Below are 26,949 nucleotides of genomic sequence, written 5' to 3'. Positions count from 1 at the left end.
AAGCTACTTCTACTTCTAAAAAAAATCTCAAAAACAGAGACAGAGGGCGATGCCCGACACTCTGCTTTTTATAAAATTCGTGGGTATTGATGATCCGGCGCCTGTTCGCGTCTTTTTGTCGCAGGGAATTCTACCTAAAACTGCTGCAGAAAGAAAATCACCCAGTGTTTATGCTGACAAATAAAAGCTGCTGCATTATCGCAGTGCCAACCCTGTTTTCAAAGCCTTTGCAGCAATTCATCAAAGCCCGTCAGGATTCGGTCCGGGTTACTGGCGGCAAGAGGTTCACCATGATTGTACCCATGCGGAAAAACCCAGACCTTCACCCCCGCCTGGTGGGCTGTCTGCACATCATGCGAGGAATCACCCAGAAACAACACCTCATCGGGAGCAACCCGGTATTTGTCGAGCAGATAATGCACCCCCACCGGGTTGGGCTTTTTATCGGCAAAGCTGTCTCCGCCCAGCACTTCATCAAAATAATCATACAGGCCATGAGCCTGCAGGGTTTTGTCCGCACCCGCCTTGAACTTGTTGGTCAGCACGGCCAGGCGCTTGCCCTGCTGATGAAAATACTGCACCACTTCTTTTGCTGAGGGGTAAAGATAGCTTCGCGTGCCTGAGTATTTTTCGTAAAAATAATAAAAACGCGCCAGCAGCTCGGCAAAAACAACCTTCTTTTGTCCGGCAGAAAATTCTAAGGCTTTTTCCAGAAAGTTCTCAGCACCGCGGCCAACCCATTGCCGGGTCTGTTCCAGACTGATAGCGCGCAGCCCTGCTTCTTCCAGGGCGTCATTGGCTGCCAGGGTCACTTCCGGGGCCGTATCCAAAAGAGTGCCATCAAGATCAAAAATAATCAGTTGAATCCTATGCATCAGCCTGCTCCAGAACCCGCCGTCTTTGTTTCATCAAACGCCAGACGTAGGGTGTGAAAATCAGCTGCATGGCAAGCTGCATTTTGCCACCCGGCACGACCAGAGTGTTGGCACGTGACATGAAAGAGCCACTAATCATCTTGAGCAGATAGGGAAAGTCCACTCCGCGCGGCTGGGCAAAGCGAATCACCACCAGGCTCTCATCGGCTGAAGGGATTTCCCGGGACACAAAAGGGTTGCTGGTGTCCACCATGGGCACACGCTGGAAGTTGACATGGGTGTTGGAGAATTGCGGGCAGATATGCTTCACATAGTCTGGCATGCGTCCCAGGATGGTATCCGTGATGGTTTCAGTCGAATAGCCCCGGGAGCTTTTGTCGCGCAGGATCTTCTGGGTCCACTCCAGGTTGATGACCGGCACCACGCCAATAATCAAATCGGGATACTGGGCAATATTGTAGGTTTCATTCTGAACGGCCCCATGCAGGCCTTCATAAAAAAGCAGCTCGGTGGCCTCCGGCAGGTCTTCCCAGGGGGTAAAGGTTCCCGGCTTTTGTTGATAAGGCTCCGCTTCTTCATAATTGTGCAAATAGCGGCGGCGCTTGCCCTGACCGGTTTCACTGAAGGATTTGAACAGCTGCTCCAGATCCTCCAGAAGATTGGTGTCCAGGCCAAAATGGCTGAAATTGAGGTTACCTATGGCCGCTTCCTGTTTTTGTCTTGTTTTCATTTCTTCGCGGTCATAACGGTGAAAACTGTCACCTTCTATGGTCGCGGCCCGAACACCTTCACGGCGGAAGATGTTCTCAAAGGTTTCCATCACCGAGCTGGTGCCCGACCCTGATGAGCCAGTAATGGCAATGATCGGATATTTGGCAGACATGGGCTTGCACCTCGGGTTTTGATAATCAAATGGGGCGACGGGTTATTTTTTCACGCCAACCGGGGAAAATCAGATCGGCATCCTGCGGAAAGGACTCAAACGCACGGGCAAATTCTCTGTGTTCTCTGGCCCATTCAACAGGATCAGCCCCGGCTTGCCAACACTCAAAAGCCTGACGCAGGGACTGGGCACCGGCAGCAGGGCTGTCGAGATGACCGTAGCAGCCGCCGCCGGCGGTATTGATAAAGTTGCCATGCCCCAGATTTTCCAGAAAACCGGGCAAACGCAGGGCATTCATGCCCCCGGAAATGATCGGGGTGGTCGCCTTCATGCCTTTCCAGTCCTGAAAGTAGACAGGCCCCTGAAAGGAGTCCCGCTCAATAATATAGGCAATGTCTCTGTCATTTTTGTTACCTTCCATTTTGCCATAGCCCATGGTGCCGACGTGAATGCCCGAGACCCCTTGCAGGCGCGCCATTTTGGCCAGCACATAAGCCGTATAGCCCCGCTTGGAAGAAGGTGAAGTCACAGCTCCGTGACCGGCACGGTGGAAGTGCAGAAACTGATCCGGGAAATAGCGCCGAGCCGTGGTCACCATGCCCGGTCCGCCGACATAGCCATCCACCAGGAAGGCCACCTTGTCTGCATGCTCGCCAAAGGCCTCCAGAATGAATTCACCCCGGGCCAGCATTTCATCATGCCAGTCAGCAGAAATATTGGCGGAAAAGAGTTTGGCCTGGCCGGTTTCATCCATGGCCCGCTTCATGGCATCCACTACCAGAGGAATGGTTTCCTTCATGGGCGCAAAAACCTGGTTGCCCTGAGGCTCATCATTCTTGATGAAGTCGCCTCCCAGCCAGAACTGGTAGGCGGCCCTGGCAAAAGGCTCCGGGCGTAATCCCAATTTGGGCTTGATGATGGTTCCAGTAATGTAACCGCCATCCTCCTGAGTACGTCCCAGAACCTTCCATAGGTCTTTGATGTTGACCCTGGGGCCGTCAAACAAATCCAGCAAGGCAGGGGGCACGTAAAAATCAATCATCTTGGCATGTTCGATATCCCCCATGCCCTGGTTGTTGCCCACAGCCAGAGTCAGAAAAGAGACCAGCATGGTTTTGCCATCCAGGAGATTGCGATCAAAAAGCTCCAAAGGATAGGCAATGCGGATATCTTCACTGGCTTCATCAAGATGGTAAACAAGCGCATCCACACCGCGGGTGAAATCATCGGTCGTGCTGGTTTCCACATTGGTGCCCGTAGAGGATTCCGCTGCAAAATGCGCGGCGGCTTCCAGGTAGGTGTTGCCGGGTTTGGGCTTCATTTTATAAGCAGCGAGAAGATGCTTGCCTTCCCTGATCAGCGTTTCTTCATCCAGATCGAGATGGGCATAACGCTGTGATTGATCCATGAGTCACCCCTTGCTTTGCAAAATAAAAAAAAGCCCACCTGCCTTTTACCGCGGTGGGCTTTTTAACCACTAGGGCCCTGCCAGAGGGCTCACCGGTTGCGCTTAGCGATCAGCAGGAAAATAAAGGAACTTCACATTGGCAATTTCCTGCAGGATACGCACCACCTGGCAGCTGTAACCGAACTCATTGTCATACCAGACATAAAGAACGATCTGCTTGCCACTGGCAATGGTCGCTTTGCCATCCACGATACCGGCGTGACGGTTGCCGACAAAGTCAGAAGAAACCACTTCCGCCGAATCAACAAAATCAATTTGCTTTTGCATCGGTGAATAAAGCGCTGACCAGCTGAGGTACTTGTTCAGGGCTTCAGCATCGGTTTCCTTGTCCAGAGTCAGGTTGAGAATGGCCATGGACACATTGGGAATAGGAACGCGAATGGCGTTACCCGTCAGCTTGCCCGCCAGTTCCGGCAGCGCCTTGGCAACGGCTTTGGCCGCACCAGTTTCGGTCAGAACCATGTTCATGGCTGCGGAACGACCACGACGATCACCCTTGTGGAAGTTGTCGATCAGGTTCTGGTCATTGGTGTAGGCATGAACCGTTTCTACGTGACCGCTGACAATACCGAACTGGTCGTTCACTGCCTTGAGGACAGGCACGATGGCATTGGTGGTGCAGGAAGCCGCCGAAATGATCTTGTCATCTTCGGTGATATCTTCATCATTGATGCCATAAACAATGTTTTTGATGTCGCCCTTGCCCGGTGCCGTCAGAATGGCACGGGAAGCACCCTTACAGGCAATGTGCTGACCCAGGCCTTTTTCATCACGCCAGACACCGGTGTTGTCGACGATCAGGGCATTGTTGATGCCATACTCGGTGTAATCAATTTCTTCAGGCGAGTTGGCATAGATAAACTGGATGTAGTTACCATTGACAACCAGCGCCTTGTGGTCATGATCCACGGTGATGGTGCCATTGAAAGGGCCATGCACGGAATCACGACGCAAGAGGCTGGCACGCTTTTCCAGATCACCGTCCTTGCCACCACGCACAACTACTGCACGCACACGCAGGAGACTGCCACCACCGGCTTTTTCAATCAGGATGCGCGCCAGCAGGCGACCGATACGACCAAAACCGTAAAGAACCACGTCCTGGGGTTCACCACCCTTTTCGGCTTCCTTGTACTGACCGACAATCGGAGCCACTTCTTCTTTCAGGAAGGCTTCCATATCACCGCCGCCCTGCTTGCGGAATTTGGCAGCCAACTTGCCGATATCAACGTGGGCCGGACCGGGATTGAGTTTGACCAGGGTATCCAGCAACAGGTGGGTATCCCGCACATCCAGCTCATCACCTTCCACCTGACGGACAAAGCGGTGATCCTTGAGAATGCGGATCACTGAGCGGTTAACCAGGGCACGACCAAAAATGGACGTCACCACATTATGCTTACGGTACAGGGTTCCGATCAGGGGAATCATGCTTTCAGCAAGGGTTTCACGTTCTTGCCAGTCGTCAAAATAACTATCCAGCTTGGTGTCAGTCACAGGCTGCCTCTCAAGATTAGGGGTTAGTCCAGAGTTTTCGCGCGCTATTATGCTTGTTGGACTCTGGTTAGGCAAATTTGCACCCCTAAAGTGCCCTGCTACTTTAGGGGCAAGGGCAATCGGCCGCGGAGCGGCCTCCTACAGTGTGGGAGCTCGCTCCGTGCGCTCTCACCTGGGCTGTGCCCCCACCAGACTGCGCTCCACTGTAGGAGTTCTCTCCGAGAGCGATGCCAGGGATGGAAACTGGAGCCTCTCTGGTTCAACTGCTAGAATCTCTTGTTTTTGACTGCCAAGGAAATCTCCGTGCCCCAGAAGTCCGCTGCTGCTTTTTCTTCTCTGCACCTCTTGCCCGAAGCGCCGCCGCGCAAAGCCGGATTCATTCAGCGCTGGCTGCAACTGGAAGGGGCTGCCGAAGCTCTGGCACTGGTGGAGGCTGCGGAAAAGCACCCGGCTCTGCTGATGGTGGTCTGTCCGGACAGCAATTCAGCCCAGGCCCTGGCGGATGAGCTGGAGTTTTTCAGTGAAGGGCGCTTGCCCGTGTTCACCCTGCCCGACTGGGAGGTGTTGCCTTATGATCGTTTCTCACCCCATCAGGACATTGTTTCCGAGCGCCTGAAAACCCTGCTGGCTTTGCCTTCCCAGCAAAAAGGCTTGCTGGTGGTGCCGGTAACCACCCTGATGCAGCGTTTGCCTCCGGCTGAATTTGTCGCCAGTCATGCTCTGGATCTGCATCTCAATCAGAAACTGAACCTGCATACCTTCCGCCGCCAGTTGGAAGAAGCCGGTTATCGGGCCGTGGATACCGTGTACGAACACGGTGAGTTTGCCGTGCGTGGCGGCCTGCTGGATCTCTTCCCGATGGGCAGTGAACAACCGCTGCGCATTGAGCTATTTGATGACGACATCGAATCCCTGCGTTTTTTCAACCCGGAAACCCAGCGTACCGAAGAAAAAACCGAGCAGATTTCCCTGTTGCCTGCGCATGAGTTTGCCCTGACAGCTACGGCTCTGGAAAATTTTCGCACCGAATTCCAGACCCGTTTTGATCTGGATTTGTCGCGCTGTGATCTTTATCAGGACACTTTAAAAGGCCGGGTCACTCCAGGGCTGGAATTTCTGCTACCTCTGTTTTTCACCCACACCGCCACCCTGTTTGACTATCTGCCCGCCGAAGCCCTGATTGCCGAGCTGGGCAACACCAGTGAAGCCGCCAGCCACTTCTGGGAAGAAATCCAGCGCCGCTATGAAAGCCTGCGCCATGATGTGCGCCACCCCTGCCTGCCGCCGCAAGAGCTTTACCTGCCGGTGGAGACACTCAACCGCGAGCGCAAAGCTTTCCCGCGTGTTTTTCTGCCTTCCGAAGCCCCGGATGACTCGTTAGCCGGTGATCTGCAACTGACCAGCCAGTCCTTGCCGGATCTTTCCGTACAGGCCAAGGCCAGCCGCCCTCTGGGCGCCCTGCAGGATTTTATGGCAGGACACCCAAAAACCAGTATTCTTCTGACGGCAGAATCCGCCGGTCGCCGGGAGGCTCTTCTGGAATTGCTGGGGCGGCATCATCTGGAGCCGCAACTGGTTAACAGCTGGGCTGACTTTATCAACCAGCGCCCCGCCCTGGCACTGACCCTGGCCCCACTGGATCGTGGCTTGTGGGTGGGTTCACCGGAAATCCTCCTGGTCACCGAATCCCTGCTGTTTGGTGAGCGTATTCAACAACGCCGTCGCCGCCAGGCTTCTGCGGTTAACCAGGATCTGGCCTTCAAAAGCCTTTCTGAACTCAGCCTGGGCAGCCCGGTGGTTCACCTGGATCATGGCGTGGGGCGTTATGAAGGCCTGGAAGTGCTGGAGGCCGGAGGCCAGAAGCAGGAATTTTTAAAGCTGGTGTATGCCGACCAAGCTAACCTCTATGTGCCCGTGGCCGCTCTGGATCGCATCAGCCGTTATTCCGGTCTGGCCGATGAAAGTGCGCCCCTGCATCGCCTCGGCTCGGAACAATGGGATAAAGCCAGACGCAAGGCCACCGAGAAAATTCGTGATACCGCCGCCGAGTTGCTGGATATTTACGCCCGTCGTGAAGCCCAAAAAGGTCACGCCTTCACGCTGGATGAAGAAGCCTATGACCAGTTTGCAGCGGCCTTTCCTTTTGAAGAAACCGTGGATCAACAGTTGGCCATTGATTCGGTCATCCGCGATATGTGCCGCTCGCGCCCCATGGATCGTGTAGTCTGCGGTGATGTCGGCTTCGGCAAGACCGAAGTGGCCATGCGGGCGGCCTTTATTGCCGTCAACGGCGGTCACCAGGTGGCTGTTTTGGTGCCCACCACCCTGCTGGCCCAGCAGCATTACGACAACTTCAAGGATCGCTTTGCCGACTGGCCGGTGAATATTGAGCTGCTTTCACGCTTTCGCTCAGCCAAAGAGCAGGAAGAAGCCATTACAAGGCTGGAAGAAGGCAAGGTGGATATTCTCATCGGCACCCACAAGCTTCTCCAGGCTCGGGTCAAATACCAGCAACTGGGTCTGGTGATCGTCGACGAAGAACACCGTTTTGGCGTGCGCCAGAAAGAAAAGCTCAAGGCCATTCGCGCCAATGTGGATTTGCTCTCCCTGACGGCCACTCCCATTCCGCGCACCCTGAATATGGCCATGTCGGGTATTCGTGATTTATCGATCATTGCCACCGCACCGGCGCGGCGCTTGTCGGTGAAAACCTTTGTCCGCCAGCGCGATGAATCCATCATCAAGGAAGCCATTCTGCGCGAACTTCTGCGGGGTGGACAGGTTTACTTCCTGCACAATGAAGTCAAGACCATTGAGAACACCGCCGAAAAATTGCGCGAACTGATTCCTGAAGCCCGGCTGGGGGTGGCCCATGGCCAGATGCCGGAGCGTCAGTTGGAAAGGGTCATGCAGGACTTTTATCACAAACGCTTCAATGTCCTGCTTTGCTCCACCATTATTGAAACCGGCATTGATATTCCCAATGCCAACACCATCATCATCGAACGGGCTGACAAGTTTGGTCTGGCGCAACTGCATCAACTGCGCGGTCGCGTGGGCCGCTCCCACCACCAGGCCTATGCTTACCTCCTGACGCCCGAAGGCAAAAAGCTCACTGCCGATGCCGAGAAACGCCTGGAAGCCATTGCCCTGAATGAAGACCTGGGTTCCGGCTTTCTGCTGGCTTCGCAGGATCTGGAGATTCGCGGTGCCGGGGAACTGCTGGGGGATGAACAAAGTGGCCAGATTGAAAACCTGGGCCTGACCCTCTATATGGATCTACTGCAGGAAGCTGTGGAAGCCATCCGTCAGGGCAAGACCCCCAACCCGGATCAACCCCTGCAAAGAGGTACGGAAATCAACCTGCACCTTCCGGCCCTGATCCCTGAAGACTATCTGCCGGATGTGAATATGCGCCTGCAACTTTACAAGCGCATTGCCAGCAGTAAAGACAAAACGGGTTTAAAGGATCTGCAGATTGAAATGATTGACCGCTTCGGATTGCTGCCGGAGCCCACCAAAAATCTGTTTCGCCTGACCGAGATCAAACACCAGGCAGAAGAACTGGGGCTGGCCCGGCTGGATGTCGGCAAGGATCGTGGTGTTGTGCATTTTGGCGACCAGCCCAAAATCGAACCGATTAAACTGGTGCAACTGGTACAGAATCAGCCACGGGTCTATCGCCTCGAGGGAGGACAGATGCTGAAGTTCAACCGCAACATGGAAAGTGCAGACCAGTGTTTCCATGCCCTGGAGCAACTGCTGGCCGCCCTGGCGGCCTGAGGGCTTTGACTTCAGTCCTGCAAAGCCCTAACCTTTTGTCATTATTTCGCTCAGGAAGCACCTTACAATGCGTTTGATCCCTTTTGCTCTGCTGCTCTCCCTTGTTCTCTTCCCTCTGGCTGCCCAAGCTGATGAACTGGAGGAGCTCTTACCTCACCACAATGAGCGGGATTACATCATTGAATTGCTGGTTTTCACCCAGACGCCGGGGCCTGGAGCCACTGAGCTGCCTGGAGAACCCAAGGTCTTTAAGCCTCTGGAATCCGCCGCCTATATGCTTGGCCCTTCCCCCTATTGGGCCCATCTGAGCCAGGGGCCACTTCAGATTTATCAACCCCGGGAGCTGCAGCTCACCGATCATGCCCGTGCTCTGGAACGCAGTGACGATTATCGCTTGCTGTTTCATGATGCCTGGCAAATGCCAGTGGTGGCTGAAGACAGAAGCTTGCCACTGCTGCTGGAAGCCGGTGACTATTATGGTGGCCAGCCGGAATTGATTGGCCAGCTGCAACTCAGTGTTGCGCGTTATTTGCATCTGGAAACCGATCTCTACCTGCATAGCTTCGAGCCACTGGAAACCACGCACCGGTCTGCGGCCCTGACCCGATTTCTCAACCAGAATCGCAGCAGCCTGGGCACTTCACCTCAGTTGCCCGCCCTGACGGATCAGGCGGCAGCCGATCAGGACGGGGAGGTTTCCCGAATAATCAACCAGGAGTATCAAATCAAGGAATCGGCACAAATGCGCCAGAGACGCAGGATGCGCAGCGGCGAGCTGCATTTTATTGACAGCCCTTACCTGGGTATTTTGGTCAAAATAGAAAGAGCACCCGAAGAGGACAAGGACGAAAAAGAACCGGACAGCGCCAGACGCTAAGCAGCCTCACCGGCTGCCGGTATAGGTGCGCAGAAGATTGCGTACCTGATGCATACCCTGGTCAAGTGCCTCTTGCATCTCCTGCAGGGTAATTTCCTGCTCCCTCAAGCCTGCCGCCGGATTAACCACCAGAGACAGGCAGGCATAAGGCAGATTTAACTCCCTGGCCAGAGCGGCTTCCGGCATGCCGGTCATTCCCACCAGAGTACAGCCATCCCTGGCCAGACGCTTGATTTCCGCAGCTGTTTCCAATCGTGGGCCCTGGGTGGCGGCATAGGTACCGCCATCGCGAAGAGCAATACCTGAGTGACGGGCTGCCGACAGCAGACGCAAACGCATTTCGTAAGAATAAGGAAAGGAAAAGTCGATATGATCCAGGGGCAGGAAGTCACCGTCAAAATAGGTCGATTCACGCCCCCAGGTATAATCAAGGATCTGATCAGGCAGCACCAGGCTGGCAGGTTCCAGGTCAGGGTCAATACCCCCGACCGCATTGACCGCCAGGATCTCGGTTGCACCAGCAGCCTGTAGGGCCAGGAGATTGGCCCGGTAGTTGATTTTATGGGGTGGCAGCTTGTGGGGATGTCCATGCCGGGCCAGGAACAACACCTCCTGACCTTCCAGTCTGGCTTCTGTTACAGCCGTGGAAGCTTCTCCCAGGGCGGTGTAGGGAGAGCGTTCAGCCAGAATTTCCACTTCCTGCATCTGGGTGAATCCGGTTCCACCTATGATAGCCAGCATGCCTTTCTCCCCTGTTCAGTGATTACAAGCCCTTGGGGGCATAGATAGCGGGCAGGTTGCGCAAATAGCCCTGATAATCCATACCACAACCAAACAGATAGCGGTCTTCAACCTCCAGGCCGGTAAAGTCTGCCTTGAAGCCTTCCACCGCCTTGCGGTTGTGTTTTTTATCCACCAGCACGGCACAGAGAACCTGACTGGCACCCTGCTCCCGGCAATGATCCAGAATTGCCGCCAGGGTTGCACCTTCATCAAGAATATCATCCACGATCAGCACACTGCGGCCTTTCATGGTCACTTCAGGTTCCACCCGCCAGTGCAGATCACCACCCTTGATTTGACGGCGGTAGCGAGTGGCATGCAGGTAATCCATTTCCAGAGGGAAATGCAGCCGCTTGACCAGCTCGGAAGTGGTAAAGAGACCACCATTCATGACGCAGTACACCACCGGCCTGGCACCCTTGAGCTGACGGGTCACCTCGGCGGCCATCCGATCAAACGCAGCGGCAACCTGCTGCTCGCTGACCAAACAATCGGCCTCTTCAAGAACCTGGTTGATGCGTTTAATTTCGCTCAATGTTTCTTCATGCATGCAAATGCCTTAAATTAATGATTAACGGGGAGATCAGCCTGCGGGCCATCAGCCAGGTGCAGGGTGCGTGTGGGAAAGGCAATGTCAGCACCTTCTTCACGCAAAATATCAAAAATATCCAGAAGCACCTCCTGCTTGATGCGGTGAAACTCCACCCAGTTGCAGGTTTTGGTAAAGGTGTAAATAAAAAAGTCCAGTGAAGAGGCCGCATAGCTGTCAAAGTTGACAATCAGGGTGCGATGATCGGTTTCCAGCTCTTCGTGATCAATCAGGTATTGGTGAACGCGTTTGATGATGGATCGCATTTTATCCGCATCCTGATAACGGATTCCGATGGTTTCATAAATGCGCCGATTGAACATCCGTGAAGGGTTCTCCACGGATATGGTGGCAAAGGTCGCGTTGGGCACATAAAGTGGACGCTGATCGAAGGTTCTGATGCGGGTCAGGCGCCAGCCGATATCTTCCACCGTGCCTTCAATTTCGCGATCCGGTGAACGCACCCATTCCCCCACCGCAAAGGGGCGATCAAAATAAAGCATCAAGGCACCAAAGAAGTTAGCGAGCAGGTCACGGGCCGCAAACCCCATGGCAATACCCCCGATGCCACCAAAAGCCAGCACCCCGGAGACTGAAAAACCCAGGGTCTGCAACATGACCAGACCCGCAGTGATAATGGTTGCAGCCTTGAGCAGTTTGCTGATGGCCTTGGCTGTGGTCAGATCCATGGGCTTGCGGTGATCGCCCGGCTTGACCAACTGATGCTCCATCCCACTTACAAAACGCACCACAAACCAGGTCAGCAGCAGGATGACCGTCACTCTGCGAATCGGGTCAACAACATCAAACAGATCCACATCCGAATTGGCTTTGAGAATATCCAGTGCCCAGAATAAACCCTGGGCCCAGATAAACAGGGCGGCCGGTTTGCGGACGGCGTCAAGAAGAAGCTCATCCCAGTGATGTCTGCTGACCGCAAAACGCTTTTCCAGACGATCAAAAAATCGCCGGGCGTAATGATTGGCCACTAAGGCAGCAAAGATCACCACAAAGACCTGCAGAATCCATACATACTCAGCAGGGATAAGGCCACCCATTGAAGATAGTTTTTCTAAGGAGTCATCCACGAACTCTTCCTCTTAAACTGAAGACAAAGCATGTCGGGCCCTTTGCAAATCCTGATTCACCAGGCTCTCTGCCACCTGGCGGGCCAGCAAGGCTTCCGGGGACTGCTGCCAGTTGTTGTTGATGGGCATGTTGGCCCTCAAGGCTGCGGCTTTCTCGCTGCCTTCCAGCTGCCGGGCATCCATCCAGTTCAGAACTTCCAGGGCAGCCGGTCGATTGTTGCAGACCAGAAGCTGGTCACAACCCGCTGACAGGGCCGCTTCAGCGCGCTGAGGATAAGATCCGGCAACCGCAGCCGCCTGCATGGCCAGATCATCACTGAAAATCATGCCGGTAAACCCCAACTCCTCACGCAACAGGTTCAACCAGGGTTGGGAAAAACCGGCAGGCTGTTGATCCAAGGCCGTATAGATAACATGTGCAGGCATTATACCTTGTAATTTCCGGGTCAGGGCTGAAAAAGGCTGCAAGCAACTTGACCTTATTTCTTCCAGTGAGCGGTGATCCACCGGTAAAGAGGTGTGGGAGTCAGCACTGACATAGCCATGACCGGGGTAATGTTTGCCGATGGCCGCCATACCGGCTTCATGCATACCCGCTATATAGGTATCGGCCAGGGCAATCAGGCTGGCTGTATCTGCAGCAAAGGCACGATCCCCGATCACTTCACTGCGGCCATAATCCAGATCCAGTACCGGGGCAAAGCTGAAATCCAGACCGGCATCCAGGACTTCGCTGGCCATTAACTGCCCCAGAAGGCGACTGGCCTGTAAACCCGCCTGGGGATCCAGAGCATACAGGCATCCCAATTGCCGCAGGGGCGGCAGGCGTGTAAAGCCATCTTTGAGGCGCTGAACGCGACCCCCTTCCTGGTCAACGGCCAGCAGCAGCTCCGGTCTGAGAACCCGGATTTCAGCGCACAAACGCCCCACCTGTTCAGCGGACTCAATATTGCGGGAAAACAGAATAACGCCCCCCACCGCTGGGTGTTGCAATACTTCCACTTCTTCCCGGTCAAGCTGGATGCCGGTTAAATCCAGCATTAAGCGCCCTGCTGTCATGACAAATGATCCTAAAAGGGAGTTTTATATGGTGGCGAACTCTAGCAGATACTTCCTGGCTTGCCAAAACCTGTAAATCGCCTTACTTTGGTGCATTCTTCATTATGACTGATGAGAGTGACTGTGAAACTGACCCCACGCTTCTTTTTGCACGTTTTCCTACCTTTTGCTCTGGGTTATTACCTGTCTTATTTTTATCGGGTGGTCAATGGCGTCATTGCCGAACCCGTTGCCCTGGAATTGGGCCTGGGGCCAGCCACGCTGGGCTGGATTGGCAGTGCCTATTTTCTGTTCTTTGCGGCCGCCCAGTTGCCGCTGGGTGTACTTCTGGATCGTTATGATACCCGCAAGGTTGCAGCCTCGATCCTGCTTCTGGCTGCGGCAGGGGCTCTGGTGTTTGCTTTTGCTACCTCGGCTGCCCTGCTGTGGCTGGGACGCGGTCTGATCGGGCTGGGGGTCTCGGCCTGCCTGATGTCTGCCTTTCGAGCCTATGCTGCACTGGTTCCACCGCAAAGACTGGCCATGATCAATGGTCTGCAACTGGCGTGCGGGGGTCTGGGTGCCCTGACCGCAACAGCCCCTGTCGAGCTGCTGCTGCCTCTGGTGGGCTGGCGTGGCCTCTTCGTAGGTCTGGCTCTGCTGACCCTGGTGATTGCTGTGCTGGTGCGTTTGCGGGTTCCCGAAATTCTCACTGCCGAAAACCGCAGCTCCGACTCACTGGGCATCCAGATAAGGGACAGCTTGGCGATCTTTCGTCAACCAGCTTTTTTACGGGTGGCACCGGCCAGCGTGCTGAATCAGGCCATCTATATTGCCCTGTTAAGCCTCTGGGCCGGAGTCTGGTTAAGAGAAGTGGAAGGCCTGACTGCAGCCGCGACGGCTGATCTGTTGTTCTGGTCGGCAGCAGGAATGGTGGCCGGGTTCATGGGATTGGGCTGGCTGACCACGCGTCTTCATCAATTGGGTTTCAGTGCCACTCAGGTCAGCATCGCCGGTATGTTAATTTTCTCCCTGTCCCTCTTGATCCTGCTTCTGCGTTTGCCGATCCCAGCCTCTCTGGTGTGGATTTTACTGGGCTTTTTTGGCAGTTCCGGGACTCTCATGTATGCCGCCCTGTCTCAGCAGTTCCCCAAGAAGCTGGCCGGACGCGTCAATACGGCCTTGAATCTGTTGGTGTTTTCTTCTGCTTTTCTAATCCAGTGGCTGATTGGTGTCCTGATCGGACTCTGGCCAGCCGACAGTGAGGGCAACTACCCGCTGCTGGCCTATATCTCTGCATTTGCGGCTGTGGCAGGCTGCCAGTTTCTGGCTTTACTCTGGTATTTTCTGGCCCCCAGAAAACCAGTCACCCTGGAAAGCCCTGAGTAGAATAAAAAAAGCCAGTAGTGATCAGCTACTGGCTTTTTCTTTTATGGCGGCTAGGGTGACGGGCTGTTATTGCCGCATGTCAATCTCAGCTTGTTGCTCCAGATGATTGACGAACTCGGACTGCAAGCGATTGCCCCGATCTTCCTTCAACATTCTGCTCAATTGCCGGATTTCATCTTCACTTTCACTGACTTCCCCCGGCTCGATGGCAAGCAGCTGCACCAGGGCGACATCACCCGAGCGCAGGGTGACCGTACGGACTGCCGGTTCAGCTTCGAGGTTCAAGGCAAAGGCGGCCTGGTTGATAGCGGAATCAACGGAGCGCTGATTACGACTCACCCCTTCCACATTTTCCCAGTCTGCATCCAGTTCAGTTCCTTCCAGCAGTTCTTCCTGAAGGCGGTTAGCTTCTTCCTGCGCCAATTGCCGGGCCTCTTGTGCAGCCAGTTCATTACGAACCTCCGCGGTCACTTCCTCCAGAGGCTGGGGCTGGCGAGGCTGGTATTCATTTTTGGCCAGCACCAGGTAACGACCGTCTTCAAGGCGCAAAGGTTCGGTAATCCAGTCGTCTTCAATGATATCTTCGGAGAAGAGTTCGGCGCTCACTTCCGGTTCTGCCCAAAAGCCTTCCAGATCGCCGGCATTCAGCCAGTCACTGGTTTGCATTTCCAGCTCCGTGGCGCTGGCCACCTGACTCAGATCATCCGAGCTGAAGCTGAGGTTGTTGAGCTGCTCGAGCATATCACTGGTCGCTGCACGCAGTGGCTGGGCCAACAGGCGTTCACGCAGCTCCTCTTTGACTTCTTCGTAGGCAGCTACCTCTGCTTCTTCCAGATCGGTCAACTGGATCAGGTGCAGACCAAAATCGGTTTCCACAACACCAGACAGATCACCCACCTCGTCGAGAGCGAACAAAGCTTCTTCAAAGGCTGAATCCAGACTGCCCTGCTGAATAGCTCCCAGATCACCCCCTCTTCGGGCCGTGGCCGCATCTTCGGACAATTCCCGGGCCAGTTCGGCAAAGCTGGCTCCATCCAGAATTTCCTGACGGGCTTCCTGCAGGGTTTCCCTGGCTTGTTGCTCTTCAGCAGCATTGTCAAAAGTCAGCAGAATATGGGCTGCAGAATAGTTGCTTTCCCCTTCCTGCGTTTCAACAAAGCGTTGATATTCTTCCTGAAGCTCCTCTTCGGTCACTTCCAGGGTTTCAGCCAGTTCGGAGGGATCAAAAATCAGGTAATCCACCCGGACTCTTTCCGGAGTCATGAAACGCTCACTTTCCTGCTCATAAAAGGTTTCTATGTCAGCAGGGCTGATCTCGACCTGATCCCGGTAATCCCCGGCATTGATTTTCACATAACGATAATCGCGCTGCTGCCCGACCAGTTGCTGAAACTCTTCCAACTCGGGAGTCAAAACAAACTCGGAGGCAGCCAGGCCACCCAGCAGTTGCTGGTTGAGCAGGTCTTCCCGCAATTGGGAACGAAAATCCGTCGCGGACATACCCTGTTGGCGCAGGCGCTGGGTGAAGATTTCACGATCAAAGCGACCGTCTTCTCCCATGAAGGCATCAAATTGAACCATTTCACGCTCAATCAGGCCATCAGGGATGCGCATATTCAGGTTTTTGGCTTCCTGACGCAACAACTCTTCCTGAACCAACTGACTCAGGGCAAATTGGCGCAACTGGTTCATATCAATCTGATCAGGATCCACCTGGCCGGATTGCATCAGCTGACGCATCTGTTGTTGTGCGTAACGATCAACCTGCATCTGACTAATGCTTTCGCCATTGACCTTGGCCAGTTCATTGGGGTCTCCGCGCAGGGCGGTGAAGAGTGAGTCCATACCCCACATGGAAAATGCCAAAGCAATCAAACCTACAATGAAATAGGCCACGATCCCTTTGGACTTCTCTCTGATTTTTACAAGCATGCAGTCCTCAGTCTACCCACAGCGGAAAAGAAGAAAGGATTATACCGCCTAAGCGGCCAACAACCAATGCAGACCGTCTTTTGCAGACAAAAAAAACGCACCGTGACAGGTGCGTTTTGATGCGGAAAAAACCTGGACTCAGTTCACTGCGTCTTTCAGGCCTTTACCGGGTTTGAAGCTAGGCACTTTGGCAGCGGCAATCTGAATTTCAGCACCGGTCTGAGGGTTGCGGCCGGTACGGGCAGCACGCTCTTTTACTGCAAAGGTGCCAAAACCCACCAGGGAAACACTCTCACCTTTTTGCATGGTGCTGGTTACAGCATCCAGCATCGCATCAAGTGCACGACCTGCAGCAGCCTTGGGAAGATCTGCATTGGTAGCGATAGCATCAATCAATTCTGACTTATTCACTCTTCTACCCCTTAGTTAGGTTCAAACTCGCTTCTGTTCCGTAAAGACTCAGCTTAACGATCAGAATGCATCAATAATTTAAAAAATATGTTGCTTTGTAAACCTTCTCTGCCAGAAGGTTATACCAACAACAACGAAAAACTGTCAAGCCGGTATTTCATGGCTTCAAACTATACGGCCGAGTCAGTTAGATCAACCGTGTGGCGGGTATCTTAGCCTTTATACCCGCCTCAGGGAAATACCCTTGAGACAATTAATTGCCTATTTAATGGGTTCCGGGCCTTAAATCAGGTGTTTTATCCTCGCTTGTGCTCAATGACTGCGCAGGAAGCGGCTCCGGCAGCTCAGTCAAGGCCACTTCCAGCACTTGGTCAATCCATTGAACCGGCAGAATTTGCAGTGGTCCTTTGATGCTTTCCGGGATTTCTTTAAGATCCCGTTCATTATCCTGAGGTATTAATACTGTTTTAATACCTCCGCGTCGGGCTGCCAGAAGCTTTTCTTTCAGACCACCAATCTGCATCACTTCACCGCGCAGATTGATTTCACCGGTCATGGCCACTTCCGAGCGAATCGGAATGCCGGTAAAAGCGGAAACCAGAGCGGTGCACATGCTGATACCGGCACTGGGGCCATCCTTGGGGGTCGCGCCTTCCGGGACGTGGATATGGATGTCTTTCTTCTCAAACAGCTCAGGATCGATTCCCAGGGCGGTACAGCGGCTTCTGACCACAGTCAGGGCCGCCTGAATGGATTCCTGCATGACTTCACCCAGGGAGCCGGTTTTCACCAGGCGCGCTTTACCCGGCATGATGGCCGCTTCGATGCTGAGCAGTTCACCGCCAACACTGGTCCAGGCCAGCCCTGTGACCCGCCCGACCTGGTTATCCAGATCCGCAAGGCCACAGTTGTATTTACGCACGCCCAGGTAATGCTCGATGTCCGCTGCAGTCACTTCGACAGGTGCTTCTGCCTTGCCCTCACTGATTTCACGCACCACCTTGCGACACACCCGGGTGATCTGGCGTTCCAACTCACGCACCCCGGCTTCACGAGTGTAGTAGCGGATCATTTCCAGAATAGCATCCGCTGTCACCTCAGCTTCATTGTTCTTCAGCCCGGAGTTTTTCATCTGCTTGGGCAGCAGGTAGCGCTCGGCAATATGACTCTTTTCATCTTCGGTGTAACCGGGCAGGCGCACCACTTCCATGCGATCCAGCAAAGGGGCTGGGATATTCATGGAGTTGGCGGTGCAGATAAACAGCACTTCGGAAAGATCGTAATCCACTTCCAGATAGTGGTCACTGAATTTGTTATTCTGCGCAGGATCCAGAACTTCCAGCAAGGCCGAGGAAGGGTCACCGCGGTGGTCCATACCCAGCTTGTCGATTTCATCGAACAAAAACAGAGGGTTTTTCACGCCAACCTTGGAGATTTTCTGGATCAGTTTACCGGGCATGGAACCAATATAGGTGCGCCGGTGACCGCGGATTTCTGATTCATCACGTACACCACCCAGAGCCATGCGCACATACTTGCGATTGACCGCTCGGGCAATGGACTCACCCAGGGAAGTCTTGCCAACACCGGGGGGGCCTACCAGGCAGAGTATAGAGCCGCGTACTTTCTTGACCCTTTGCTGAACGGCCAAGTAATCAAGGATGCGCTCCTTGACCTCTTCCAGTCCATAGTGGTCAGCATCCAGAATTTCAGTGGCTTTTTGCAGGTCAATATTGGCCCGCGAGCGCTTTTTCCAAGGCAGGCTCAGCATCCAGTCCAGGTAGCCACGCACCACAGTGGCTTCAGCTGAGGTGGGCGACATCATTTTCAGCTTATTCAGCTCACTCTTGGCTTTGTCTTTGGCTTCGGCGGGCATGCCAATCGTTTCAATTTTCTTGGCCAGCTGCTCGGTTTCGTTACCGGAATTTTCCAGATCACCCATTTCTTTCTGAATGGCTTTCATCTGCTCATTCAGATAGTACTCACGCTGGGTTTTTTCCATTTGCTGCTTGACGCGTGACCGAATGCGCTTTTCCACCTGCAGCAGATCGATTTCCTCTTCAATCTGGGACATCAGGCGTTCAATCCGATCGCGTACCCGATCCAGCTCCAGCAACTCCTGCTTGTCCTTGACGCTCAGGGACATGTGCGAAGAAATGGTGTCCACCATGCGAGTGGGATCTTCGATATTCTGCAGGCTGTTGAGGACTTCATTGGGCACTTTTTTGGACAGTTTGACGTACTGCTCAAACTGGCCCAGCAGAACACGGGTGAGAACTTCCTGCTCACGCTCGGAAAGCACCTCGCTGGCCAACAGCTCGCTGGTGGCCATAACGTAATCAACCGCCTCGCCCTGCTCGTTGTAACCCTGATGGTCGTGGGTTTCCATCAGGCGGGCACGCTGTTCACCTTCAATCAATACCTTGACGGTGCCGTCAGGCAGGCGCAGCAGCTGTAAAATACTGGCCTGGGTGCCAATTTTGTAAAGCTGATCCGTTTCCGGATCATCCATTTCCGGGTCTTTCTGAGCCAGTAAAAAGACTTTCTTATCAGCCGCCATGGCTGCTTCCAGAGCGTGGATGGATTTTTCACGCCCGACAAAAAGAGGAATAACCATCTGCGGATAAACCACCACATCACGCAATGGCAGTAGGGGGAGTTCAAAAATCTGCTTATCAGATGACTTGTCTTGCTGCGACATCGCAGGGATACCTCTTGGTTCAGAAATTGGGCCGTCAATACAAAGAAAAAAAGGGCACCAGGCCCTTTTTTCCTTACCACAACCAGGTTAACCCGACAGAATACACTCTAATCGCGGTTAACAGCCAGCTGTTCAACCTCATCATTTTCATAAAGCATCAGCGGCTTGGCGTCACCCTTGATCACGGTTTCATCCAGCACCACTTTGGATACTTTCTCAAGCGAAGGTATCTCATACATGGTGTCCAGAAGAACACCTTCAAGAATGGAGCGCAGACCGCGTGCACCGGTTTTGCGTTCCAGGGCTTTATGAGCAATGGCGCGCAGGGCTTCTTCACGAAACTCCAGTTCCACACCCTCCATATCAAACAGCTTGGCATACTGTTTGGTCAGGGCATTTTTGGGTTCGGTGAGGATTTCAATCAGGGCATCCTCATCCAGTTCGGTCAGGGTAGCAACCACTGGAAGTCGGCCGATAAACTCGGGGATCAAACCAAAGCGCACCAGGTCTTCCGGTTCGATATCCACCAGGGATTCGCCCAGGGCCTTATCTTCCTTGCTGGTGACGGTTGCATTAAAGCCAATGCCGCCTTTTTCAGTGCGTGCCTTGATGACTTTTTCCAGACCGGCAAAAGCACCGCCGCAGATAAACAGCATGTTGCTGGTATCCACCTGCAGGAATTCCTGTTGCGGGTGTTTGCGCCCTCCCTGGGGAGGAACGGAGGCCACGGTGCCTTCAATCAGTTTCAGCAGAGCCTGCTGAACGCCTTCGCCCGAGACATCACGGGTGATGGAAGGGTTGTCGGACTTGCGCGAAATCTTGTCGATTTCATCAATGTAAACGATGCCTTTCTGGGCGCGCTCAACATCATAATCGCATTTCTGCAGAAGCTTCTGGATGATGTTTTCAACATCTTCACCCACATAACCGGCTTCAGTCAGGGTGGTAGCATCCGCCATGGTGAAGGGTACATTCAGCATGCGGGCCAGAGTTTCAGCCAGCAGGGTTTTACCCGAACCGGTTGGACCGATCAGCAGAATATTACTTTTACCCAATTCCACTTCGTCACCCTTGGAAACTCCGGGACGCAAGCGCTTGTAATGATTGTAAACCGCAACGGACAGCACCATTTTGGCACGATCCTGGCCGATGACATAGTCATCCAGATTGGCGCGAATCTCTTTGGGTGTAGGCAGCTGTTCACTTTCCTCACCCAGCTCTTCGTCCTGCAACTCATTACGGATAATATCGGTACACAGGGAGACACAGTCGTCACAGATGTAGACCGAGGGCCCTGCTATCAGCTTTTTCACTTCATCCTGGCTTTTACCGCAGAATGAACAATACAAAAGCTTGTCATTACTCTTTTTGCCGTCGGTCATATTTTACCCCATTCACTTCATGATCTTGCCCGCCAAACCCTGCGGGCATCTTTCTGGATTCTAAAACGGCTATTCCGGACGCTTGTCGAGCACTGAATCAATCAAACCATAGTTGACCGCAGTCGGGCCATCCATGAAATTATCCCTGTCTGTATCCTTGGCAATAGTCTTCAGGGTTTGTCCGGTGTGATGAGACAAGACCTTGTTGAGCTTGTCACGAATACCCAGAATTTCTCGCGTGTGAATTTCGATATCGGAAGCCTGACCCTGGTAGCCACCCAGCGGCTGGTGAATCATCATGCGGGAATTAGGCAGACAATGGCGCTTGCCTTCCGCACCTGCGGTCAGCAAGAGAGCACCCATACTGGCTGCCTGACCAATACACATGGTGGAAACATCCGGCTTGATGAACTGCATGGTGTCATAAATAGACATACCTGCTGTCACCGAACCACCGGGTGAGTTGATGTAGAGATAGATGTCTTTATCAGGATTTTCTGATTCCAGAAACAGCATCTGGGCCACAACCAGGTTGGCCATATAGTCTTCAACCTGACCCACCAGAAAAATAACCCGCTCTTTGAGAAGGCGTGAATAGATGTCGTATGAACGCTCACCCCGTGCAGATTGCTCTACAACCATGGGTACGAGGCCACCGGCATTTTGAATATCCAGACTGTTACTCATTATTGTCCCGTTTTTAGCTAAAAGTTAACTTATAGCGTCTAAACTAACCGAGGTTGCAAATAAATTCCACCAAGAATTAGCCGCTACCCCTAAAAAACAACCGGCGCCGAAGCGCCGGTTGTTTCAGCTAAGCCGGTCAATCCGGGCTGTTCAAGCCTTACTGGGCTGGCATCGCCAACTCTTTGAAGCTCTTGGTCACATCCGTCACTTCCGCTTCGGCAAGCAGCTTGTCAACCACCTGTTGTTCCAGAGCCGCAGCTTCTACCTGGCGCAACATTTCCGGGTTGGACTTGTAGTGTTCAACCACTTTTTCAGGCTCCTGATAAGACTGAGCCATTTCTGCAATCAAACCATCCACCACAGCTTCATCAGCCTGCATTTCATTGGCCTTGATCAGCTCGCTGACCAAAAGACCCAGGGTGACATTGTTCTTGGCCTGATCCTTGAAAAGATCTGCAGGGATCTGGCTGACATCAAAGTCTTCACCCAGGTTGTACTGCTGGGCCGCCTGACGACGCAGGTTATCCACTTCATTGTCGATCAGGGCCGCTGGCACTTCAATCGGGTTGGCTTTCATCAGGGCATCAAACACAGCCTGCTTGGTGTTGTTGCGAATCGCCTGCTTAAGCTGGGTTTCCATATTTTTGCGAACTTCAGTACGGAAAGCCTCTTCGCCTCCTTCAGTGACACCAAAGGCTGCAAAAAATTCATCATCCAGCTCTGGCAACTTCTGGGCCTTAACTGCATTGATCTTGCATTTGAAGGTCGCTTCTTTGCCCGCCAGGTCTTCGGCCTGGTAGTCATCCGGGAAGTTGACCTTGACTTCTTTTTCTTCACCGGCTTTGCTACCGATCAATTGCTCTTCAAAGCCGGGAATAAAGGAATTGGAACCCAGCACCAGATCGTGACCTTCAGCCTTGCCGCCTGCAAAGGCTTCGCCATCGATAAAGCCTTCAAAATCCAGGTTCACCTGATCGCCATCTTCAGCAGTCTTATCGGCTTCTTCAAAACTGGAACGCTGCTTGCGCAGGTCAGAGATCAGCTCTTCCAGATCGCCGTCTTGAATTTCAGCAACCGGACGCTCAACGGTTTCCCCTTCCAGAGACTTGACTTCAATCTCGGGATAAACCTCAAACTTGGCAACAAACTCAAAAGGCTCGCCAGCTTTCATTTTCAGGGGTTCGATTTCAGGAGTACCTGCAGGATTCAGCTCTTCCTGGGTAACGGCTTCAATAAAGTGCTCGCGCATCAGTTCGGATAAAACTTCTTGACGCACGCTTTCACCGAAACGACTTTTCACCACAGTCATAGGTACTTTGCCGGGACGGAAGCCATCAATCTTGACCTTCTTGGCGGTATCCTTCAGGCGGGCATCTACAGCGGTATCAACTTTCTCTGCCGGCACCTGAATGGTCAGACGGCGCTCCAGCGGGGAAGTCGTTTCTACGGAAACTTGCATGGACGATCCTCGTTAAACACAAAATGGACTTTGCAAAATTAAAATTTAAGCAACGGGTCTTAAAGCTAAAAGGGGGATTTTAAGAGTAACGGCGCTGTGCAGCAAGCCAGGATACCGAAAAAGTCTCCTATAGCGCTTATTAAGTCACCAAAACACGAAAAATCCGCACTTACACCAACTCAGGGCTGACATAATGGCTGGCTGAAAGGGATTGGAATCTTGATGAAAATCGAATAAAGAAAGGAGGGGGATGGGGTGAACGATGGGGCTCGAACCCACGACCGCTGGAGTCACAATCCAGAGCTCTACCAACTGAGCTACGCTCACCACATTAAGACTGAACCCAGACGCTTGGCGCGCCCAGCAGGACTTGAACCTGCAACCTACGGCTTAGAAGGCCGTTGCTCTATCCGGTTGAGCTATAGGCGCTAAATTCATACCTGCCTGAGGTTCCGGCTTTTTGACCAAAAATGGTCGGGGTAGAGGGATTCGAACCCCCGACATCCTGCTCCCAAAGCAGGCGCGCTACCAGACTGCGCTATACCCCGTTTTTGATCGTCAGAGGCCTTGTGTTAAGAAGTGCCTGCCAACGAGATGCGCATTATAGGGACTTATTTTTTCGGGTCAACCCCTTGATGAAAAATAGTTTATTTTTCCTGGAGTTTCCCTGCCGCCTAACTCATGCGACAATAACCCTATCTTAAATCCTTCTTTTCCATTTGCAAGCGGACCCCCTTTCAATGAGCGCCCAACTGATTGACGGTAAACAAATTGCTCTGAATCTTCGTGAACAGGTTGCCCAAAACATTACGGCTCGCACATCCCGTGGCAAAAGACCTCCTGCCCTGGCCGTCATTCTGGTGGGCAGCGACCCGGCCTCCGAAGTTTACGTGCGCAACAAGCACCTGGCCTGTGAAAAAGCAGGGATTATTTCCCGCTCTTACCCTTTGGACAAAACAACCCAACAGCAAGAGCTGGAAACTCTGATTGACCAGCTCAATGCCGACCCTGAACTGGACGGCATCCTTTTACAGCTGCCTCTGCCAGGACATTTGAACGCTGATTCACTGTTGGAGCGCATCCACCCGGACAAGGATGTTGACGGCTTCCACCCTTATAACCTGGGTCGTCTGGCCCAACGCCAGCCCTTGCTGCGCCCTTGCACCCCCAAGGGCATCATGACCCTTCTGGACAGCCTGGGCCAGGATCTCAAAGGGTTGAAAGCTACCATCGTCGGCGCTTCCAATATCGTGGGCCGGCCCATGGCTCTGGAGCTGCTGCTGGCCGGTTGCACCGTTACCGTCACGCATCGCTTTACCCGTGACCTGGCAGCCGAAGTGGCTGCAGCCGATCTGGTGGTCGTTGGCGTCGGCAAGCCCGGCCTGGTTAAAGGGGAATGGATCAAACCCGGCGCCCTGGTGATTGATGTTGGCATCAACCGCCTGGAGGATGGCAGTCTGGTCGGTGACGTTGAGTTTGCAACGGCCTGTGAAAGAGCCGCCTGGATTACGCCTGTTCCCGGAGGTGTCGGCCCCATGACTGTTGCCAGTCTGCTGGAAAACACCCTGCAGTCCTGCGAAAAACGTGATCCCCTTTAAGGATTCAATAATAGACAAAGCAGTCGCTTAGTAACTAGTATTAGTCATGCAGAATTAAACAACCACTCTGGATACCAATTCATGCCTCAAGCACAACGACTTCTATTGGTGGACGACAGTCGTGTCGCCCGCCTGACCTTGAAACAACTTCTGAAAAATACCGGTGTAGAACTGGAAATCCATGAAGCCAGCAATGCGGATGAAGCCCTGCAACTTTTCAGCGAACTTACTTTCGACAGAGCGCTGATCGACTACAATATGCCTGGTCGCGATGGCATCGAGTTGGCTCATGAAATCCAGAAAACCCAGCCGGATCTGCCCATGGTTCTGGTCACGGCCAACATCCAGGATGCCATTCAGGAAAAAGCTGCGCAGCTCAATATGAAGTTTTTGGGCAAGCCGGTTGATCTGGAGCAGTTGACTCAACTCATCAAAAGCTAGAGGCAACCATGCGCAATCTTTTTTCGGATGATGAGCAGGAAGCAATCGTTGAGTTAATGAATTTGGGGGTTGGGCGTGCTGCCAGTTCCCTGTCCCGCCTGGTGCAGGATGAAGTCTTGCTATCGGTTCCCAAAGTGGAATTTGTGCAGCTGGAAACTGCTGAAGAAACCTTTAAAGAGCTGCTGCCCAAGGCTCTGGCAGGCGTTACCCAGGCTTTTGAAGGCTTTATCAATGGCAAAGCGGCGCTGATCTTTCCCGAGGAGCGCAGCCTGGAACTGGTTCGGATTGTGGTGGGTAATGAGCTCAGTGCCAGTGAAATCTCGGAATTGGAACAGGATACCCTGGCAGAGCTGGGCAATATTCTCCTGAATTCCTGTCTGGCCTCCCTGGCCAACCTTCTGAAAAGGGAAATCAATACTGCCCTCCCGGAAGCCTACAGTGGTGACTACCAACGCATGTTGGAAGTCCTCTGTGATCAGCAGGACTCCCTGATCATGCTGGTGCAAATTGACTTCTCTCTGCGCCAGCGCAACCTGCAGGGCTACCTGGTCTTTATTATTGATCTGAACAGTGCCACCGGTTTTCATTCGGCACTGCAAGACTATCTGGCTGACCTCCTTGGCAATGATCTCTGAAGTATCCATTACATCCTTACCGGCAAGCCAGGATGAAACCGGCTTGCTGGAATTGATCAAGCTACTTGAAACCGGCCTGGTGATCACCAACAGCCAAAGTCAGGTATTGCTTTGGAACAACTGGATGGAAAGGGTCACTGGAATCAAGGCGCAAGAAGCCAACAACCGGAGTTTGGCCCAGCTTTTTTCACAGTCCCCGTCCCCGGCCCTGCTGGATGCTATAGAACAAGCCTGCAATGACCGGCTGTCCAGACGCCTGTCACACCAGCTCCACCCCTTTCTTTTACCTCTAAGCCAGCCAGCTTCGGGGCAACAACTGCATCATTCCATACTGGCCCGACCCATGAAGTTTGCAGGTCAGTCGGCCTGCCTTCTGCAGATCAATGATGTCACCAACACCGTGCGCCGCGAACAACACCTGCGCGATGCCGAAGCTCTGCTCAGGTTTGAAAAGGAAATCCTCTCTCTGGTTGCTCACAATCAGCCCATTGAAAGCGTATGGCAAGCCCTCACTACAGGCATGCAAAAGCTGGCTCCCGGGTCTGAGGCAGGGCTCCTGCTGCTTGATGAGCACAGCCAATACCTGACCAACCCTGTCACCAGCAGCCATGGCTATCTGCCTTCACAGCTGACAGTCAATAGCCAAACCCCTGCCGGGGCTGCCGCCCGAACCGGGCGTTTGCAGCTGGCCGAATTCCAGAATCAAGAGCAGCCTGCTTTTTGGTGGTGCCACCCCCTGACGACCTCAGAGGAACGCCTGGCCGGTGTTCTACAGCTGGCCTGGCCAGCCACTACCCAGGAGCCAACGGCCAGTCTTACCCTGCTGGAGCGCAGTGCTCAGCTGGCCGCCATTGCTCTTCAGAATCACCAGCAACTGCTTCAGGTTCGCTATCTGGCCCAGCATGACGCCCTGACCGGCCTGGCCAACCGCAGTCTACTCAACGACAGGCTTCAGGATCAGTGTGTCCATGCCAGACAAAAGCAACAAGGTTTTGCTCTCTTGTTCATTGATCTGGATGGCTTCAAGTCAGTCAATGATGAGTATGGGCATGATGCCGGGGATGCGCTTTTGATCGAACTGTCCAGGCGATTGCAAAAACACCTGGATTCCAGGGATCTGGTAGCCCGACTCGGCGGGGATGAGTTGGTTGTGCTCAGCCAGCAGACCCAAACTCAACATCAGGCTTTTGCCTTGGCCGAACAGCTCAACGATCTGCTGAGTCAGCCCTTTGACTGGCAGGGATTCCATTTGCAGGCCGGGGCCAGTATCGGTATTGCCCTCTTTCCTGACCAAGGCGATACCGCCAACAAGTTGCTCACTCAGGCGGACAATGCCATGTATCTGGCCAAGTCACGCGGTAAGGGACAAGCAGCCAGTTGCGATCTTTCCGCCGTGGTTTACAATGAACAAAACTCCAATTCAGAAGGATAAA

At 53.4% G+C, this 26,949-nt stretch carries 21 protein-coding genes and 3 tRNA genes; 7 read left to right on the top strand and 17 right to left on the bottom strand.

All coding sequences use genetic code 11. From position 1 onward, the window contains the following. Window positions 1-218: 218 nt before the first annotated feature. The 4 genes from LG323_RS01435 to LG323_RS01420 form a co-directional block, all read right to left on the bottom strand. On the bottom strand, window positions 219-875 hold the full coding sequence (locus LG323_RS01435; protein WP_404418385.1) for an HAD-IA family hydrolase: 657 nt from the start codon (window positions 873-875) through the stop codon (window positions 219-221). Continuing rightward, window positions 868-1,758 carry a phosphoribulokinase gene (locus LG323_RS01430; RefSeq protein WP_404418383.1) on the bottom strand — a complete coding sequence of 297 codons (891 nt, stop codon included), beginning with the start codon at window positions 1,756-1,758 and terminating at the stop codon, window positions 868-870. The genes LG323_RS01435 and LG323_RS01430 overlap by 8 nt, the downstream gene beginning before the upstream one ends. Before the next feature lie 25 nt (window positions 1,759-1,783). Then, entirely contained in the window at window positions 1,784-3,166 is a 1,383-nt protein-coding gene (locus LG323_RS01425) for a ribulose-bisphosphate carboxylase (RefSeq protein WP_404418381.1), read from the bottom strand. A gap of 102 nt (window positions 3,167-3,268) precedes the next feature. Beyond that, window positions 3,269-4,723 carry a glyceraldehyde-3-phosphate dehydrogenase gene (locus LG323_RS01420; RefSeq protein WP_404418379.1) on the bottom strand — a complete coding sequence of 485 codons (1,455 nt, stop codon included), beginning with the start codon at window positions 4,721-4,723 and terminating at the stop codon, window positions 3,269-3,271. A 303-nt stretch (window positions 4,724-5,026) separates the two neighbouring features. Here LG323_RS01420 and mfd point away from each other — a divergent pair, with 303 nt between their 5' ends. Both mfd and LG323_RS01410 read left to right on the top strand, forming a co-directional pair. Continuing rightward, window positions 5,027-8,506, top strand: a complete 3,480-nt coding sequence (gene mfd, locus LG323_RS01415) for a transcription-repair coupling factor (protein WP_404418377.1) — start codon at window positions 5,027-5,029, stop codon at window positions 8,504-8,506. Between the two features lie 67 nt (window positions 8,507-8,573). Continuing rightward, complete coding sequence (locus LG323_RS01410; protein ID WP_404418375.1) at window positions 8,574-9,383, top strand: CsiV family protein; 810 nt, start codon at window positions 8,574-8,576, stop codon at window positions 9,381-9,383. Window positions 9,384-9,389: 6 nt separating this feature from the next. Here LG323_RS01410 and LG323_RS01405 read toward each other — a convergent pair whose 3' ends face one another. The 4 genes from LG323_RS01405 to nagZ are packed head-to-tail and all read right to left on the bottom strand — an operon-like array spanning window position 9,390 to window position 12,902. Then, window positions 9,390-10,124, bottom strand: coding sequence for an S-methyl-5'-thioinosine phosphorylase (locus LG323_RS01405; protein ID WP_404418373.1), 735 nt, complete (start codon window positions 10,122-10,124; stop codon window positions 9,390-9,392). A 22-nt stretch (window positions 10,125-10,146) separates the two neighbouring features. Beyond that, on the bottom strand, window positions 10,147-10,716 hold the full coding sequence (locus LG323_RS01400; RefSeq protein ID WP_404418371.1) for a hypoxanthine-guanine phosphoribosyltransferase: 570 nt from the start codon (window positions 10,714-10,716) through the stop codon (window positions 10,147-10,149). A gap of 14 nt (window positions 10,717-10,730) precedes the next feature. Next, a complete protein-coding gene (locus tag LG323_RS01395) occupies window positions 10,731-11,843 on the bottom strand; it encodes a mechanosensitive ion channel family protein (RefSeq protein WP_404418369.1) in 1,113 nt (370 codons plus the stop codon). 12 nt (window positions 11,844-11,855) lie between these two features. After that, the gene (gene nagZ, locus LG323_RS01390; protein ID WP_404418367.1) at window positions 11,856-12,902 is read right to left on the bottom strand and encodes a beta-N-acetylhexosaminidase; all 1,047 of its coding nucleotides are present in this window, start codon (window positions 12,900-12,902) and stop codon (window positions 11,856-11,858) included. Window positions 12,903-13,025: 123 nt separating this feature from the next. On the opposite strand from nagZ, the gene LG323_RS01385 reads away from it, so the two are divergent. Continuing rightward, window positions 13,026-14,270, top strand: a complete 1,245-nt coding sequence (locus LG323_RS01385; protein WP_404418365.1) for an MFS transporter — start codon at window positions 13,026-13,028, stop codon at window positions 14,268-14,270. Window positions 14,271-14,336: 66 nt separating this feature from the next. Here LG323_RS01385 and LG323_RS01380 read toward each other — a convergent pair whose 3' ends face one another. The 9 genes from LG323_RS01380 to LG323_RS01340 form a co-directional block, all read right to left on the bottom strand. Further along, entirely contained in the window at window positions 14,337-16,202 is a 1,866-nt protein-coding gene (locus LG323_RS01380; protein WP_404418363.1) for a SurA N-terminal domain-containing protein, read from the bottom strand. Window positions 16,203-16,340: 138 nt separating this feature from the next. Further along, window positions 16,341-16,613, bottom strand: coding sequence for an HU family DNA-binding protein (locus LG323_RS01375; RefSeq protein ID WP_310697060.1), 273 nt, complete (start codon window positions 16,611-16,613; stop codon window positions 16,341-16,343). 265 nt (window positions 16,614-16,878) lie between these two features. Further along, window positions 16,879-19,314, bottom strand: coding sequence for an endopeptidase La (gene lon / locus LG323_RS01370; RefSeq protein WP_404418359.1), 2,436 nt, complete (start codon window positions 19,312-19,314; stop codon window positions 16,879-16,881). A gap of 107 nt (window positions 19,315-19,421) precedes the next feature. Then, window positions 19,422-20,696, bottom strand: coding sequence for an ATP-dependent protease ATP-binding subunit ClpX (gene clpX, locus LG323_RS01365; protein ID WP_310697058.1), 1,275 nt, complete (start codon window positions 20,694-20,696; stop codon window positions 19,422-19,424). A 69-nt stretch (window positions 20,697-20,765) separates the two neighbouring features. Further along, window positions 20,766-21,383 carry an ATP-dependent Clp endopeptidase proteolytic subunit ClpP gene (clpP, locus tag LG323_RS01360; protein ID WP_310697057.1) on the bottom strand — a complete coding sequence of 206 codons (618 nt, stop codon included), beginning with the start codon at window positions 21,381-21,383 and terminating at the stop codon, window positions 20,766-20,768. Window positions 21,384-21,540: 157 nt separating this feature from the next. After that, window positions 21,541-22,842: a trigger factor gene (gene tig, locus LG323_RS01355; protein WP_404418357.1), complete on the bottom strand. Its 1,302-nt coding sequence runs from the start codon at window positions 22,840-22,842 to the stop codon at window positions 21,541-21,543. Between the two features lie 251 nt (window positions 22,843-23,093). Next, window positions 23,094-23,169 (bottom strand) — tRNA-His (locus LG323_RS01350). A gap of 25 nt (window positions 23,170-23,194) precedes the next feature. After that, a tRNA-Arg gene (locus tag LG323_RS01345) sits at window positions 23,195-23,271 on the bottom strand. 42 nt (window positions 23,272-23,313) lie between these two features. Then, a tRNA-Pro gene (locus LG323_RS01340) sits at window positions 23,314-23,390 on the bottom strand. Window positions 23,391-23,582: 192 nt separating this feature from the next. Here LG323_RS01340 and folD point away from each other — a divergent pair. From folD to LG323_RS01320, 4 genes are all read left to right on the top strand, one after another. After that, window positions 23,583-24,440: a bifunctional methylenetetrahydrofolate dehydrogenase/methenyltetrahydrofolate cyclohydrolase FolD gene (folD, locus tag LG323_RS01335; protein WP_404418355.1), complete on the top strand. Its 858-nt coding sequence runs from the start codon at window positions 23,583-23,585 to the stop codon at window positions 24,438-24,440. A gap of 81 nt (window positions 24,441-24,521) precedes the next feature. After that, complete coding sequence (locus LG323_RS01330) at window positions 24,522-24,881, top strand: response regulator (RefSeq protein ID WP_404418353.1); 360 nt, start codon at window positions 24,522-24,524, stop codon at window positions 24,879-24,881. Window positions 24,882-24,889: 8 nt separating this feature from the next. After that, window positions 24,890-25,516 carry a chemotaxis protein CheC gene (locus tag LG323_RS01325; protein ID WP_310697053.1) on the top strand — a complete coding sequence of 209 codons (627 nt, stop codon included), beginning with the start codon at window positions 24,890-24,892 and terminating at the stop codon, window positions 25,514-25,516. Further along, entirely contained in the window at window positions 25,506-26,948 is a 1,443-nt protein-coding gene (locus tag LG323_RS01320) for a diguanylate cyclase domain-containing protein (RefSeq protein WP_404420098.1), read from the top strand. Before LG323_RS01325 ends, LG323_RS01320 begins: the two co-directional genes overlap by 11 nt. Window position 26,949 lies beyond the last annotated feature (1 nt).

Origin of the sequence: Marinospirillum sp., assembly GCF_044810985.1 — a bacterium.
In the GTDB taxonomy this organism is placed as follows: Bacteria; Pseudomonadota; Gammaproteobacteria; order Pseudomonadales; family Halomonadaceae; genus Marinospirillum.
The sequence above is the reverse complement of the archived record's forward strand: the minus strand, read 5'-3'. Positions and strand labels throughout refer to the sequence as shown.

What these genes read in the sequence shown, in the direction of transcription:
- LG323_RS01435 (WP_404418385.1), bottom strand. Translation starts at nt 875, where the DNA reads ATGCATAGGATTCAACTGATTATTTTTGATCTTGATGGCACTCTTTTG.
- LG323_RS01430 (WP_404418383.1), bottom strand. Translation starts at nt 1,758, where the DNA reads ATGTCTGCCAAATATCCGATCATTGCCATTACTGGCTCATCAGGGTCG.
- LG323_RS01425 (WP_404418381.1), bottom strand. Translation starts at nt 3,166, where the DNA reads ATGGATCAATCACAGCGTTATGCCCATCTCGATCTGGATGAAGAAACG.
- LG323_RS01410 (WP_404418375.1), top strand. Translation starts at nt 8,574, where the DNA reads ATGCGTTTGATCCCTTTTGCTCTGCTGCTCTCCCTTGTTCTCTTCCCT.
- LG323_RS01405 (WP_404418373.1), bottom strand. Translation starts at nt 10,124, where the DNA reads ATGCTGGCTATCATAGGTGGAACCGGATTCACCCAGATGCAGGAAGTG.
- LG323_RS01400 (WP_404418371.1), bottom strand. Translation starts at nt 10,716, where the DNA reads ATGCATGAAGAAACATTGAGCGAAATTAAACGCATCAACCAGGTTCTT.
- nagZ (WP_404418367.1), bottom strand. Translation starts at nt 12,902, where the DNA reads ATGACAGCAGGGCGCTTAATGCTGGATTTAACCGGCATCCAGCTTGAC.
- LG323_RS01380 (WP_404418363.1), bottom strand. Translation starts at nt 16,202, where the DNA reads ATGCTTGTAAAAATCAGAGAGAAGTCCAAAGGGATCGTGGCCTATTTC.
- lon (WP_404418359.1), bottom strand. Translation starts at nt 19,314, where the DNA reads ATGTCGCAGCAAGACAAGTCATCTGATAAGCAGATTTTTGAACTCCCC.
- clpX (WP_310697058.1), bottom strand. Translation starts at nt 20,696, where the DNA reads ATGACCGACGGCAAAAAGAGTAATGACAAGCTTTTGTATTGTTCATTC.
- clpP (WP_310697057.1), bottom strand. Translation starts at nt 21,383, where the DNA reads ATGAGTAACAGTCTGGATATTCAAAATGCCGGTGGCCTCGTACCCATG.
- tig (WP_404418357.1), bottom strand. Translation starts at nt 22,842, where the DNA reads ATGCAAGTTTCCGTAGAAACGACTTCCCCGCTGGAGCGCCGTCTGACC.
- folD (WP_404418355.1), top strand. Translation starts at nt 23,583, where the DNA reads ATGAGCGCCCAACTGATTGACGGTAAACAAATTGCTCTGAATCTTCGT.
- LG323_RS01330 (WP_404418353.1), top strand. Translation starts at nt 24,522, where the DNA reads ATGCCTCAAGCACAACGACTTCTATTGGTGGACGACAGTCGTGTCGCC.
- LG323_RS01325 (WP_310697053.1), top strand. Translation starts at nt 24,890, where the DNA reads ATGCGCAATCTTTTTTCGGATGATGAGCAGGAAGCAATCGTTGAGTTA.
- LG323_RS01320 (WP_404420098.1), top strand. Translation starts at nt 25,506, where the DNA reads ATGATCTCTGAAGTATCCATTACATCCTTACCGGCAAGCCAGGATGAA.